We start from the raw sequence: 14,868 nt of genomic DNA, 5'->3' as shown, positions 1-14,868 counted from the left end.
AGTAAAAAGAAAACGTTTTCAAATTTAATATATGTCAACCGGTTTCATATGTCAACGGGTTGACATATGAAAATTAAAAAAACATTGCCTAAGGCAACGCATTTTTATGTAGTGGACCCTTCTATTAAACTGATTGGAAGTTTAGTTTCATGCAAAGGATCTGTAAATTCACCCTCTATCTCCTTCAGCAAAATGTTAATTGCCTCTTTAGCAATCATCTCAATAGGCTGTCTGATTGTTGTAAGATCTGGTAAAACAGTTCGTACCGTTTCCGTACCATCATACCCAATAACTTTAATATCTTCAGGAATTTTCTTGCCGTGTCGCTTTGCAGCAGTTATAAAAGATGCAGCAAATATGTCGTTTGTAGCAAATACTCCGTCCACTTCGGGGTGTTCGCTAAATATGTTTTCAATAATTTCTTGCTGACTCTGCACATTAAATACTTCCGGTATTTCATAAATGATTGGTGTTTTCCCTATTTTGTCTAGTGTATCTATGTACGCTTCTCTTCTAAGATAAGACTTCTCTATCTCTTTTACTCCGTCAATTAGTACAATATGTTCGCAACTCTTTCTAACTAAAAGTTCTGTTGCTAATTTTCCTCCTTCGTAATTATCTGAACTCACAACAGGAATCGTTTCAGACAAATACCGGTCTATCGATACGACAGCTAAATTTTGCTTCTGATAATTTAATATGCCTAAATTATGAGTACCAACAATAATTCCATCAACCTGATTGCGCATCAGCATATCTAGATATTTTTTTTCTTTATCTTTTTGGTTCAGACTATTACAAAGAAGCACTTTATAGCCTAAAGAAGCGCAGATACTTTCCAAATGAAATGTAAGCTCTCCGAAGAATGGATTGCTTGTTGTTGGCATGATAATGCCAAGTAAATTCGAACGCTTCGTATACAATGATCGGGCAATATCATTAGGAAAATAATTCAGTTTGGTCATTGCATCTTGCACTTTCTCTTTCGTCTCATTACTTATGTATCCACGATCATTCAAGACTCGAGAAACTGTTGTAGGAGATACGCCTGCTAATCTTGCTACATCATCAATTTTGGGTTTCAATTGTCACCATCCTCTTTCACAATTCCTTTACAAATTATAATATCAGAATATATGAACTCCTGCCTTTATCAACCTTACTTATTACTACGTATCATTTAGTTCAATGTTTGTATTTATATTTACCTCCTCACAATTATTAGATACTTCAAAAAGTCCTTATACAACTGTATAAGGACTCCCATTTACTCAATTATTATTGTTGCTTTTACCTTGCTCAAATCTTTAAGCCTATATCCTGGTTCACCGAAATACGGCATTCCATCCTTCCAGAAGAAACGCTGGATGCGGGCATGACGGTTCGGGTCATATAGAGGGTTTCCTTCAATATCCTTATAAGGTCTAGCATGATAGACAAGCAGATCAAGGCCTTCCTCTGTTACTGTAAAGCTATTATGGCCAGGTCCATAAAGACTGGTATCCTCCGAACTTGTCAGCACAGGATCTGGCAGCTTTGTCCATGATGCAGGATCAAGCAGGTCAGCATTTTCATCTGCATATAGGAGACCCATTGCATAGCGATCATCCGTTGCACTGGCAGAGAATGTCAGGAATACTTTTCCGTGGCGATGCAGGAATGCTGGGCCTTCGTTAACGTCGAAACCGTCAGTCTCCCATGGATGCTCAGGTTTTGCCAGCAGCACTTGCTCACCCTTTATCTCCCAAGGATTTTTCATTTCGGCAATATAAAGATTGGAGATTGTATCGTTCTCTGTTTTCTGAGCCCAAACAAGATATCGTCTGCCTTGATGCTCGAACGTTGTGGCATCCAATGAGAAGCTTTGGAAATCTGTATTGATTGCTCCCTTTTCCGTCCATTCATCAGTAAACGGATCACCTGTACACTCCAGCACATATGGACGTATTGCCCACACATCCTCTTTATCTCCTGCTGCAAAATGTATGTACCATTTCCCATCTATATAGTGCAGCTCCGGAGCCCAAATATGCTCTGACAATATGCCAGATTCACGTGCCTCCCAAACCGTATGTTCCTTTGCCTCACGCAAACCTTCCAATGTCTTAGCGCGGCGCAGGACTATTCTGTCATATCTAGGATAGGAACCTGTAAAATAGTAGAATCCATCCTCTGCTTTCAGAATATACGGATCAGCACGCTGCTCGATGAACGGTTCAGGGAAATCTTCCGTTTCAATCTTTCCTTCTAATTCATATGTTCCAGCTTTACTTAGATCCGGCAGTTTCGGCCAGCTGACGCGATATGCTGCTTGTACACCCTCGTCAATATATACGTCGACTGTCTTTGGAAGCTCTACAAGCTCTCCTTGCTTCACACGAACTTCTATATGTTCGACATCAATTGTTTTCATCGTATCTCCTCCATATTCCTAAGTGAATGGAAGTTCCTTGATGGATGGCAGAATCAGATCTGGCTTTATACTAGAAATATCCGCCTGTTCTTTTGTTGTATTTCCAGTGAGCACTAAAGCTGTCTTTAGACCGAACATAGCGCCCATGGCTATGTCAGAAGTCAGGCTGTCTCCGACGATCATTGTCTTTTCTGGTTCACTGCCAGCTTGCTGCATTACCTTTTGATACATGAAGTGTGATGGCTTGCCGACGATAATATCGGTTTTCTTGCCTGTTGACGCTTCAATTGCTCCAATCAATCCACCAACATCCAGCTGTAAGCCATCATTTCCTGGGAAAACAGGATCCTGGTTAGTTGCGAGAATCCTGGCGCCGTGAATGACAGCCCGAAAAGCCTGGTTCAGATCATGATAAGTGACACCTGTGTGCAACGAAATCACGAGCCAATCGGCATCCTCCGGTTCTTTAGCAAGTGTCAGACCTGCTTCACTCAGTTCCTCCCGTAAGCCTTCTTCTCCGAGCACCCACACAGGCAGTCTTGGGTAATGAGTCTGCAAATAATCAGCTGCAAGATAGGAGGACAGAATAATATCTTCTTTGTCCCACTTAATACCCTGCTCCCTAAAATAATTTGTAATCTGTTTTCGGGAATGCGTGCCTCGATTACTCAGCCCAATCACCCGTTTACCCGCTTCCTGCAGCGTCCGGATTGTTTCAGCAGCTCCGTCAATTAACGTGAAATCCTTCCACACTGTTCCGTCCAAATCGAATAGAATGCTATCTAATGTTTTATAGTAAGCCATAACTATCGCCTCCTTGCTTAGATTATACCTGCTGCCAGCGGTCTCCGTCAGGATCTGGGCAGCGTTTATCCGGTAGGGAGGCTCGGAACGCCACAAAACAGCCGCAGCGCGCACAAGTATGATCTGCTGAAAGCGATGGACAATCTGAACAGATTGCTAAACGAGCAGACACTGTGCCTTTTTCAGCCAAAAAGGGTTCCAATGCTAATTGATCTGCAACAAGTGCTGTTGCTTCCTCCACTGTATAGCTTTTCTTTTGCAGACAAGTCCGGCAAGTCATCGACTGCCAATCCTATCCTGCAGCGGGTAGCTGATATGCTCTTTCTTAAATTGATTGATGAGAAGCAGACCAGTGCAGCGATCACGCAAATGGTACGCTTCATTCAAGCTGTTTTGTACAAGCTCTGATCCTATCCCAATTTCCTCAGCTGTAGCAGGTGCTCCGACCTGGTACAAATAATATTGCAGTGCTTCCGGCGTCGGCAGTGCAGCAATCAATAAACTGATTTCTTTCCAATTCTCCAGTAATCCTGCAGCATAATCTCCATTTGCCTCAGAAGGATCAAACTGTTCAATCCAGTTTTTGTACAATTCCGTAATGATACTGCAAGCAACACCAACTTTAGCTCCATGAAGAAGCTGCCGTTTATCTGTTTCGAGTAAATGCATCTCCCAATAATGGGACAAATGATGCTCCGCTCCTGAAGCAGGTCGGGAGAAATCCAGCACTTGCATGACAAGACCAGACTCGATTAATGCTTCCATTAAAATTCGTATGCCCGCTTCATCCGCCTTGGCTATTTCCTCGACATGATCGACACAAGTATCAAGCGAATGTCGCGTCATTTTGGCAGCCAATGCATTATAGGCTTCTCCTCCGACTCTTGCGGAGATTTCCCAATCAAGCAGTGAAGTGAACTTTCCTAAAATATCTCCGAAGCCAGCTGCTGTAAGTGACTTAGGAGCTGCACATAACACATCCAAGTCGGCAAATACTGCCACCGGGGCAGCTGTCTGAATCGTCTGCTTCACTCCCCGCAGGATCAGTGGCGCTCCTTTGGAGGTGAAGCCGTCGACTGATGCTGCTGTCGGAACTGCCACGAATGGAATCGAAAGCTTCTGACTGCAGAAACGCGTAATATCATGAATCGTTCCCGCCCCTACTGCCAAGAGGACATCTGTATCCACCGGTGTTTCAACAAGTACCTGTACAAGCGAAGCTTCATCGGCGTTCACTTGGCCATGGTGATTCGCTAAAAGTTCGATAGCCTGGACATGGATGTTCTCTCCTTCAAGCAGCGCTGCCAGTTTGTCCCCTGCGGCTGCTCTAGTCTGGGCATCCATAATAAGGACAGCTTTGCTCATGTTCTTCTCATTCAAGTAAGCTCCAATTGATGAGAGTGCTCCAGCTTCCACTTGCAAGCGCGGAAAAGTGTCCGAACTTATCCCGTATTCATCTGCTAATGCCAGCATATCTGCCGATAACTGCATCAGGCACCCTCCTCGATTGTCAAAACCGTTACGCTCATTGCTGGTAAAGTAACTTGTAATCCGCCATCCTGCTCGGCGAAATTCGTAAACGGCACTACTTCCACGTCATTAGGCGCATCGAACGTATTACGGGCATCTTTCTTATCTGATGTGAGAATTTTGCCGCTTACAGTTCCGAGTGTTGCACCGCGAAGCTCTGTATCTACTGTAACCTCATTTGTGTGATCCAGATTACAGAAACTAACATGAATCTTGCCATCTTTTCCTCTGGATACAGAAGTACTGACAGTTGGATAAGCCAATTCACCATGCTTTATTTCATCTGATTCCAGATGAGACGAAAGACGTTCCGCATCTTGATGCACTTGATACAAATCAAATACATGATACGTCGGTGTCTTGATCATTTCCTGTCCTTCTGTCAGGATCATCGCCTGCAATACGTTGACTGTTTGCGCAATATTCGCCATCTGAACTCGTTCGCTATGGTTATTGAAGATATTGAGTGAAGCACCAGCTACAAGTGCATCACGGATTGTATTTTGCTGATACAGGAAGCCTGGGTTAGTGCCTGGTTCCACGTCGAACCAAGTTCCCCACTCATCGATAATGAGCCCGACGCGTTTCTCAGGATCGTATTTATCCATTATGGTGCCGTGCTTCTCGATCAATTCTTCAATATGAAGTGCGCGCTTCAGCGTCAGATGCCATTCGTCTTCGGAGAAATCAGTAGCAGAGCCCTTACCAAGCCAGAAATCACCTGGAATCGTGTAATAATGAAGACTTAATCCATCCATCATTGGTGCTGCTTCTTGCATAAGTATCTCTGTCCACTTGTAATCGTCAATATTGGCACCGCCTGCAATCTTATATAGCTTGTTGTCGCCGTAATTGCGTACATACGTCTGATAGCGACGATAGAGATCTGCGTAATATTCCGGCCGCATATTTCCACCGCAGCCCCAGTTCTCATTACCAACACCGAAATACTTCAGCTTCCACGGCTCCTGGCGACCGTTCTCCTGGCGCCAAGCCGTCATCGGTGATTCGCCATCGAATGTCATATACTCGACCCACTCAGACATTTCCTGGACGGTGCCGCTGCCAACATTTCCGCAAATGTATGGCTCTGCTCCGAGCAGCTCGCAAAGCGTGAAGAATTCATGTGTTCCGAAATGGTTATTCTCCACAACTCCTCCCCAATGGGTATTAACCATACGCTTGCGCTCTTCACGAGGTCCTACTCCGTCTTTCCAGTGATATTCATCTGCAAAACAGCCGCCTGGCCATCGTAGTACCGGGATGTTCAGCTTTTGGAGTGCCTCCAGTACATCGTTGCGGATTCCTTTTGTATTCGGTATGGAAGAATCCTCCCCGACCCAAATTCCTTCATATATACCTCTGCCAAGATGCTCCGCAAAATGACCGTAAATATTTTTATTTATTTTTCCTTCTGTGACATCAGCTTGAATGATCAATTTTGTCGACATGCTTATCGCTCCAATCTATCAAAAATAAACTAACTGGCTAACTGTTCTTCGTGTTTCATCGTGGAGAACACCTTCATGCTCAGCCACATCCAGCCAAACGCACTGATACTGAAACAGAAGAACAGCAGCAGCACCGGCAAGCCGATGCTATGATACAAAAGCGCGAACAGAAGTACACCGATCGATAGCGTCATATGGAACCTTGTCAGTCCAATGATGAACGCACTCCTGATGACCTGGAACGTACCTGACTTATAATTCGCAAGTAGCGGAAAGCTCCAGAGCACAACCGTCATATAGCAGAATATGAGCACATAGAAAAGGAAAGGCACCAGGAAGAATAACTGTCCATCCGCTTGTCTGATAAGCAGATAGTTTGTATACAGGATGAAACCCGCTGCTCCTAGGAGCCACCCTAACTTGTTTGCTGACCAGAACTCCTGTTTAAATGCTTTGCGGAATGCTTGGTGCACCTTTACTTCCTCTCCATTCAGAAACCGGCGAGAAACCTGCAATGCAGCTACCGTTGCCGGAGCTGCTCCGGCAACGACCAGCCCTAAGAGGCTATATAACAGGAACAATGCATTCAAGTGTGCAAATCGGGTGATCCACAAGAGAGACTTATCGAGATTACTCATCGCTTTCTTCAGCATGGTTCTAACTCCTTTCTAATCAAAACTAGAGATTCAGCCTTTGACGCCGCCAACAGTTAATCCGGAAATGAAATAGCGCTGGAAGAAGATGAACAGTATCACAATCGGAATAATTGTCATAACAGACCCAGCAATCAAGACGTCATAGTTATTTCCGTACGGTGTAAGCAGCGTTGCCAGCCCGAGCGGCAGCGTGAACATATCGTTCGAACGAAGTACGAGCAATGGCCACAGGAAGTTATTCCAGCTGCCAAGACCTTGCAGGATTGCCATCGCTGCTAGTGAAGGTCCCATCAACGGGAGCATGATTTTAAAGAAGATGCCGTATTCGGTCGACCCGTCAATCCTTGCAGCATCCATTAGCTCTTTTGGCAAACCAAGCGCATATTGCCGGAAGAAGAACACTGCCACCGGTGCTACGATACCTGGCAGTATCACCCCTAGATACGTATCAATCAGCATCATATCCATCATAAGACGGAATAGCGGCAGCATTAGGATTTCAAATGGCACCATCAAAATAAATACCACCGCAACGAAGAAGATATTGCTTCCTTTGAAATCGTACATCGCCAGCGCATAACCAACCATGGAAGAAAAGAACAGAGACAGAACAATCATCAACGCTGAAATCCAAAGGCTGTTTCCATACCAAGTCCAATATTCTGCTGATTGTGTAAAGATGTATGTGTAATTGCTAAGCGTCAGTTCATCCCAAGGGAAACTGAATGAAATACCGTTTCGCATCAAGGAGCCGGAAGGAATGAACGAAGATAGCACGATACTGATGATCGGGAATAGCGCTATCAAACTGACAATAGCCATGACAACTGTAGCGACAACTCCCAGCAGTTTGTTATTATTCTTTTTCATCATCTATCTCCTTTCTTGAATGTACCGGTAGCGATCAAATAGATAATGCTGATCACAAAGATGATAAGCATTAGTACGACACCAAGTGCAGCTCCGAAGCCCATGTCATTTTGCTGAATACCTTGCTGGTATATATAGGCCGCAATCGAAAGGCCGATGTTACCAGGAGATCCTACAGCCCAGAACACATAGCTTTCTTCGAACATACGGAAGCCATTGATGATTGTAATCGTACTGACGAAAATAATGATCGGTTTCAGCATCGGCATCGTTATGAAACGAAAGCGCTGCAATCTGGTGGCGCCATCAATTTCAGCCGCTTCATACATCTCATCCGGTACATTTTGTAAGGCTGCTAAGAAGTAGAGGATATTCACACCGATCCAGCGCCAGCAGGCAAGCATGACCATAAGACCGATTGCTGCCCATGGAGTAAACATCCACTTGAGTGGATCAAAGCCGAACACCCCAATGAGCTGGTTTGCGACCGCCCCTTGCTGCTCACTAAACATGAAGCGGAAAATCATACCGCCGACAATCGTCGATGTAAGCGCCGGTATGAAAAGCGATGCCCGGAAAAGCGTTCGGAAGCGGACATGCTTCGAGTTCAGGATAACCGCGAGTACCATCGGAATGATGGTCAGAATTATTACGGTAAGAACCACGTAAGCCGTCGTATTCGACACAGCCCGATAGAATGTCGGATTCAGTACTCGCTCATAGTTACTCATTCCGATGAATTCCACTTGTCCAGGAAGTACACTCTGGAAACTCATGATTACTCCCTGGATAGCCGGATACACTGTGAAAAGGAGCAGCGACAGTACAAATGGCGATATGAAAACGAATGGTACTACCTTTTTTGAATTCAGAAACCGGAGGAACTTATTCTGTTTCTTCCTTGTTCTCACCGGTGATACTGGCGTAACTGTATTCATCACAATCCCCCCTCACCCTTAATTTGTTCTGGCTTTTTGCAGCCGGATGACATTCCAGGAAGTCTGATTCAATTGAGCCTTCAGCCTACCGTCTTCTAAACTTGATTCTCCTTTGCCATGCGGTGCAACACGTGTCGTGTCTTTTGTATTGGCAGCCTTCAGATCATGATGCTCCAGCACGATATGCTCTGCAATTTCATAATCTTCAAAGCTCCTTACATCAACATCGAGCGGGATAGATTCTTCCAAGTGCTTATTCACTAGGAAAATCGTCAATGCTTCTTCCTGCTCATCATAGACAGCAGCACTATCAATGAACGGTACATCTGTGAAGTCTTTGCTATCATACTTAGGAGAAGAAAGGATTGGCTGCAAGCTGATTCCCCGACCGTAAACGGATGCGTGCAAATAAGGATAGTAGATTGTCTGTTTCCAAGATTGGCCATTGTTTTCAGTCATAATCGGCGCAATGACGTTCACCAGCTGTGCCATGCAAGCCATTTTCACGCGATCAGCATGACGAAGCAAAGTGATTAACATGCTTCCTACTAAGAGAGCGTCTTCGAAATTGTAGACGTCCTCCAGCTGTGGTGGTGCAACCGTCCATGGATCCAGCTTTTCATCATGCTCTCTGGAGTGATACCATACGTTCCATTCATCAAAGCTCAAGTTGATTGTTTTCTTGCTGCGATGCTTCGCTTTAATGTAATCACAGGTAGCAGTAACGGTTTTGATGAAATGATCCATATCCATGTTCTTCGCCAGGTAGTTGGCTGGATCATTGGAGGTGTTGCCGTAATATTGGTGCAGTGAAATATAATCCACTTCGTCATATGCGATATCAAGCGTTGTCGCCTCGTACTCCGGGAAAGTCGGCATATCCGTATTGGAGCTGCCGCACGCAACAAGTTCAATACTCGGATCAACGAGTTTCATAGCCTTGCCAGTCTCTTTGGCAATTCTGCCATATTCAGCAGCTGTCTTATGCCCTACCTGCCACGGTCCATCCATTTCATTTCCCAAACACCAGGTCTTGATGTTATGCGGCTGCTCATAGCCATGCTCTCTGCGCAAATCACTCCAGTACGTCCCGCTAGGATGATTTGTATATTCAATCAGATTACGCGCTGCATCAATACCTCGCGTACCAAGGTTCACTGCCATCATGACTTCCGCTTGTGCTTTTTTCGCCCAATCCACAAATTCATTTGTTCCTATTTCATTCGTCTCGATTGTGCGCCAAGCCAGCTCCAGCCGCTTTGGTCGACTTTCCTTTGGTCCGACACCATCTTCCCAGTTGTAAGCAGATACCATATTTCCACCAGGATAACGAACGATAGGCACTTGCAGCTCTTTCACCAAGTCAATAACATCTTTTCGAAAACCTTGTTCATCTGCATCGGGGTGGCCCGGCTCGTAAATACCGCCATATACTGCTCTACCTAGATGTTCAATAAATGATCCGTAAATTCGCTTGTCGACTTCGCTTATTTGATAACTCTTATCTAAAACCATCTTCGCTTGCAATTTTTCTGCCATTTATCCCCACTCCTCTTTCTTTTTGATAACGCTTACAATTGAGGTAAAAAAAGAAGGTGACACATATCGCATCACGTACGAACATATTCCACCTAAAATCTCCACAACCAGAAATATGTACGTATAAGTTTATATATTCAGTATAGACAGATGTGTCTGTAAAAACAAGCGTTTTTTGCATTAGATGGAAATAATATAAAAACCCCAAGCTGCTGAATTGCTGCTTGGGGTTTTAGAGTCCTAGCTATTACTTCATACTACTTTCAATTTTATCAGCAGCTTCTTTCATTGCTTCCTCAGGAGTCTTATTCTTCTGCCTCAGCACAGAATCTGCAATTATGGTATTATACTCCGTCGAAACATCCGGTGTATTTTCGGTAATATTCAGTGTATTGATCTCATCCTTTATCTCCAAGAGCATATCGAAGATACCTTCACCAAAGAATTGATAATACTCGTTATCTTCTTTGACTGCTTCACTTTCCCATACATCCCAGCGCGGCGGGTCAAATCCGAGAACTTTCCATAGATTGATACTTCCTTCTTCCGACAGCTTGGTGTACGCCAGGAATTCCTTCGCTAAGTCCGTCTCTTCTGACTGATTGGTCACGACTGTTCCCGTACCACCCATACCAGCGGAACGCTTACCGCCTTCTTCCCATGCAGGCAGCGGCTTGATGGCAATTTTCCCTTCCATTTCCGGCATGTTATCAAGGAAACGTCCCATGTACCAAAGCGGCGCTAGGATAGCAGCCGACTTTCCTTCTGAATAATACTTATAGAAATCCTCTGATTGGTTCATTCCACCAGGAGTAAGTTCAGCAATTTCCTCAGTATAAATAGCATCATACAAGAATTGAAGGGTCTTTACATTGGTTTCATTATCCAATGTCAAATTTCCTTCCGCATCAAAGAAATCTGAATCCTGCTGTGAAACCATTGGCCACAAATCCATCAGGAAGTCACCTGTACCGACGTTCCACATAACTGCATCTGTCTTTTCCGTCACTTGCTTGCCGGCTTCTACGAAGTCATCCCATGTCTGAATGGAATCGATATCCACTCCAGCTTGATCCATAATTTCTGTATTATAATACATGACAGTTGCACCTACGTGTGTTGGTACGCCGTAATAGTCGCCTTCTTTTGCATATAGATCAAAACGAGCCTCTACGGAATCAGCAAGCACCGGTTCCACATATTCGTTCATCGGCTCAAGCTGTGGTGTTCCTTGTAAAAAGTTTGGAAACTTACTTAATTCGATATCCGCAATATCCGGTGCACCTTTACCTGATTGCAGACTAAGCAGCAGGTTATTATGCATATTATCGTATGGATACGTTTCAGCTACGAGCTTGATTGGTCGATCCGGAAATTCTTCATTCCAGCGTTCGGCTGAATCCTTGAATAAATCCATATGTTGACCAACAAATGTCCAGTAAGTCAACTCTGTAGCATTCTCTAGATCTGCACCGACAACTTCCGTTTCATCCGCTTCACTGCCTCCACCACCACTGCCTTTGCTACAAGCTACCAGTACGATGATCATCAATCCGATCATCAGTGCCTTCAAGACCTTCTTCATAAAGCTACCCCCTCATTTTTAGAATCAACAAGCAGTATTTGAAAGCGTTTACTAAAGAGGTCATACCTCCCTTTCCGTACTCGGCTAACTTGGGAATAGTCTAGATGATAGCGCATACATTTTGGTGCGTCAGCCTATACGATGCGTGTTACATATATCCTATCACCGCTCTCCTAATCAGTCAATAAGTTTCACATTATTATCTTTATAACTTATACGAACAAGATTTTATAATGAGAAATTATATAGAAAACTTGTTCAACAAGTTATAAAAAAATGAAGCTGATTAACTCAGCTCCATCTGTTTACTTTATTTTTTCTAATGCGTCTGCTTTAATGGCTTGGGTTGACTGCCTTGGTACTAGCTTTGTCGGGAAGACAACACTCTCAATCGCCCCTTCAGAGCCTTTGCCTTGATTACTCTCGATTAAATCCAGAATCAATTTACCAGCTGCCTTGCCAAGCTCTGCTTTCGGGTGTTCAACAGAAGTCAGTTTCACTTCCGATAATTCGGTCAGGAAGGAATTATCAAAGCCTACAATCGACATATCCTGCGGAATTTTCATATTACGTTCACGCAGTACATTAATCAATTTAATTGCCAGTTCATCATTATAGCAGACTAATCCAGTTGGCTTGGCATCTGTTTGATTCAATAATGATTCAAGCTCCTGTACTGGCTTTTCATGCTTTTCTTCTGTGCTGTATGTCACGATATGCTTCGGATTAATTGGTATCTTATATTCTCGATGCGCTTTCAAATACCCTTTCATCCGCAGTGTTCCCTGCATGTCGTCCGTTTTGAAGAAACCGATGATATCCCGGTGCCCTTGTTTGATGAGATGCTCAGTTTGCAGAAAAGCACCGCGCTCGTCATCGACAAGTACTCGATACGGCTCAAGAGCATCATAATAAGCATTAATCATAATATATGGAATCTGCAGACGCTCCAAATTCAAATAATAGTTGATATTCGGGTTGGCAGATGCACTCTTGGTTGGCTCAATAATAGCACCGTCAAAACCGGTAGTGATAATTCGCTCTAAATACTCCCGCTCTTTTTCATGATCATTATTTGTATTGAACAAACTCACATTATAGCCACGATCACTTAAATAAGCTTCCGCTCCGCGAATGATCGATGGGAAAATATAATCGGAGATATACGTCGTTACGATGGCAATATTTTTATTTTGCATAGCGTTCTGCTGCAGCTGAAGTTTCGACCGATCAGCACAGAATGTACCAGCACCTTGTTCTCTGTAAAGCCAGCCTTCATTTACCAACTCACCAATTGCCAGCCGTACCGTGTGACGGCTCACATCGAATTGCTTCATCATCTCGCTCTCAGACGGAATCTTTGCATGTGGCTCATACGTACCATCGAGGATTTTGGACTTGATTGCCTGTTTTACAATTGCATACTTTGTCTGCATAACTTACACCAGCTTCCTTCACATGTTCGTATAAGTTAGCATAACACATGAGAAAGGATTGGGCACTATGTTGCTATAAATTACATTCAATCAAAAGAAGACAGATGATGGGGTAAGGGTTAGATTTCTTGCGACTTTTGCCGATTAGATAACGATATGATACGATCAGGACATATGTCCTTTCTTTTCCGATATACGTACATATAATATAAGTAAAAGGCAGGCCTGTTTATGCAACTTATACATGACGCAACGCTGCTAGAATCTTATATAGAGAAGTATGGAATCAGGCAGCACTTCCCATCTGAGGTTGTGAATCATTTTTGTTTATACAGCGCCAGTATCGGTGATGCCATCTGCACGCAAGGAGAACACGTAACGCAGTTGTATCTGCTCGTTAAAGGTAAAGCCACTGTATCCTATGTTGCAGAGAATGGTAAAAAACTGATTGTTTCTTTCAAGCAAGCTTTTGAATTATTTGGTGATATAGAATATATCAAACAGATAGATGCATTACATACGGTAGAGGCTGCGAGTGTTGTCCACCTGATTGGGATACCAATTGATTCACTACATACATATGCGGCTTCATATCCGCCATTTCTACAGCTTCTGCTCCGTGAAGTAACAGAGAAATTCCAGCTGAAATCAAGAGCGTTCAGCTTCAGTCTGACCCACGGAGCACTCACCAGGTTAGCAAGCTATCTAATGCGTGTGATGACAGCAGATGACGGCAGACAGCTGACCAGCCCATTGCCAACTAGCCGAACAAGCGATATTGCGGATCATATCGGTACAACCTCTCGGCATGTGAACCGTTTACTAGCTACGTTAGCTAAGGAAGGCATTATTGAACGCCGCAAGGATGCAATATCTATAAAAGACTGGGAAAAGCTTGAACAACTAGCACATCAATCAATCTATGCCTAATAACTGGAGGAAGACAACATGACGAAACAATATGATGCTTTATTTTTTGACGTTGACAACACCATTCTAGACTTCACAAAAACCGAGCAAGAAGCTCTGCCGCTTCTATTCAACCAACACGGTCTGCCAACTGATGAAGCAGCTATGACTGCGTACCGCACCATCAACCAGCGCTTGTGGAGTTCTTTTGAAAAAGGGGAAATCAATCGCGATACTGTCGTCAGTACTAGATTCACCGAGTTCTTCGCCCTCTACGACCAGCAAGTAAACGGAGCTGATCTGGATGCTGCTTATCGAGAGCTGCTTGCACAAGGAAGACATATGATAGCTGGTGCGGCTGAAGTATTGGAGAAACTATCGGAGCACTACCCTTTATATATCGTGACGAACGGCGTTTCCGATACACAATTCCGCCGTCTGAAAGCGACCGGACTGCTTCCTTACTTCCAGTCTGTTTTTGTTTCTGAAGATACCGGATTCCAAAAACCGATGGCAGGTTTCTTTGATTATGTGTTTGAACGCGTTCCTGAAATTAAGCCAGAGCGTTCATTGATCGTCGGGGATTCCTTAGTAGCAGATATCCAAGGAGGAAATATGGCTGGTATGGACACATGCTGGTTTAACCCTGGCAGACTGCCGAACCACCTTCCGCTTCATCCGGATTTTGAAATAACAAAATTAGAGGAATTGCTTGATATTCTGAAGTAGTAAAAGAG

Annotated in this window: 14 protein-coding genes; 2 read left to right on the top strand and 12 right to left on the bottom strand. The window is 44.0% G+C overall.

Going from position 1 to position 14,868, the window contains the following annotated elements:
* Nucleotides 1-104 precede the first annotated feature (104 nt).
* The 12 genes from CHH58_RS12835 to CHH58_RS12780 all read right to left on the bottom strand — a co-directional run bounded on the left by CHH58_RS12835 (nt 105) and on the right by CHH58_RS12780 (nt 13,222).
* Complete coding sequence (locus CHH58_RS12835) at nt 105-1,085, bottom strand: LacI family DNA-binding transcriptional regulator (RefSeq protein ID WP_095230856.1); 981 nt, start codon at nt 1,083-1,085, stop codon at nt 105-107.
* Nucleotides 1,086-1,267: 182 nt separating this feature from the next.
* Nucleotides 1,268-2,413 carry a family 43 glycosylhydrolase gene (locus CHH58_RS12830; RefSeq protein ID WP_095235118.1) on the bottom strand — a complete coding sequence of 382 codons (1,146 nt, stop codon included), beginning with the start codon at nt 2,411-2,413 and terminating at the stop codon, nt 1,268-1,270.
* Between the two features lie 18 nt (nt 2,414-2,431).
* Nucleotides 2,432-3,217, bottom strand: coding sequence for an HAD-IIA family hydrolase (locus CHH58_RS12825; RefSeq protein ID WP_095235119.1), 786 nt, complete (start codon nt 3,215-3,217; stop codon nt 2,432-2,434).
* 22 nt (nt 3,218-3,239) lie between these two features.
* Nucleotides 3,240-3,497: a DUF6171 family protein gene (locus CHH58_RS12820; RefSeq protein ID WP_095230853.1), complete on the bottom strand. Its 258-nt coding sequence runs from the start codon at nt 3,495-3,497 to the stop codon at nt 3,240-3,242.
* Nucleotides 3,494-4,708: a sn-glycerol-1-phosphate dehydrogenase gene (locus tag CHH58_RS12815; RefSeq protein ID WP_095230852.1), complete on the bottom strand. Its 1,215-nt coding sequence runs from the start codon at nt 4,706-4,708 to the stop codon at nt 3,494-3,496. Before CHH58_RS12815 ends, CHH58_RS12820 begins: the two co-directional genes overlap by 4 nt.
* Nucleotides 4,708-6,198: an alpha-N-arabinofuranosidase gene (locus CHH58_RS12810; RefSeq protein ID WP_095230851.1), complete on the bottom strand. Its 1,491-nt coding sequence runs from the start codon at nt 6,196-6,198 to the stop codon at nt 4,708-4,710. The genes CHH58_RS12815 and CHH58_RS12810 overlap by 1 nt, the downstream gene beginning before the upstream one ends.
* Nucleotides 6,199-6,227: 29 nt before the next feature.
* Nucleotides 6,228-6,851 (bottom strand): YesL family protein, encoded by a 624-nt coding sequence (locus CHH58_RS12805; RefSeq protein ID WP_095230850.1) that lies wholly within the window; start codon nt 6,849-6,851, stop codon nt 6,228-6,230.
* A 33-nt stretch (nt 6,852-6,884) separates the two neighbouring features.
* Complete coding sequence (locus CHH58_RS12800; RefSeq protein ID WP_170937624.1) at nt 6,885-7,724, bottom strand: carbohydrate ABC transporter permease; 840 nt, start codon at nt 7,722-7,724, stop codon at nt 6,885-6,887.
* Nucleotides 7,724-8,662: a carbohydrate ABC transporter permease gene (locus tag CHH58_RS12795; protein WP_095230849.1), complete on the bottom strand. Its 939-nt coding sequence runs from the start codon at nt 8,660-8,662 to the stop codon at nt 7,724-7,726. The genes CHH58_RS12800 and CHH58_RS12795 overlap by 1 nt, the downstream gene beginning before the upstream one ends.
* A gap of 18 nt (nt 8,663-8,680) precedes the next feature.
* Complete coding sequence (locus tag CHH58_RS12790; RefSeq protein WP_095262625.1) at nt 8,681-10,201, bottom strand: alpha-N-arabinofuranosidase; 1,521 nt, start codon at nt 10,199-10,201, stop codon at nt 8,681-8,683.
* Between the two features lie 247 nt (nt 10,202-10,448).
* Nucleotides 10,449-11,786, bottom strand: coding sequence for an ABC transporter substrate-binding protein (locus CHH58_RS12785; RefSeq protein WP_095230847.1), 1,338 nt, complete (start codon nt 11,784-11,786; stop codon nt 10,449-10,451).
* Nucleotides 11,787-12,091: 305 nt separating this feature from the next.
* Complete coding sequence (locus CHH58_RS12780; protein ID WP_095230846.1) at nt 12,092-13,222, bottom strand: GntR family transcriptional regulator; 1,131 nt, start codon at nt 13,220-13,222, stop codon at nt 12,092-12,094.
* Nucleotides 13,223-13,453: 231 nt separating this feature from the next.
* Between CHH58_RS12780 and CHH58_RS12775 the strand changes: the two genes are divergently transcribed.
* Together CHH58_RS12775 and CHH58_RS12770 are read left to right on the top strand one after the other, a co-directional pair.
* Entirely contained in the window at nt 13,454-14,152 is a 699-nt protein-coding gene (locus CHH58_RS12775) for a Crp/Fnr family transcriptional regulator (RefSeq protein ID WP_095230845.1), read from the top strand.
* 18 nt (nt 14,153-14,170) lie between these two features.
* A complete protein-coding gene (locus CHH58_RS12770) occupies nt 14,171-14,860 on the top strand; it encodes a YjjG family noncanonical pyrimidine nucleotidase (protein ID WP_095262624.1) in 690 nt (229 codons plus the stop codon).
* Nucleotides 14,861-14,868: the final 8 nt, after the last annotated feature.

The sequence above is a fragment of the Terribacillus saccharophilus genome (assembly GCF_002272745.1).
GTDB lineage: Bacteria > Bacillota > Bacilli > Bacillales > Amphibacillaceae > Terribacillus > Terribacillus saccharophilus_B.
This window is presented reverse-complemented; position numbering and strand designations above follow the sequence as displayed.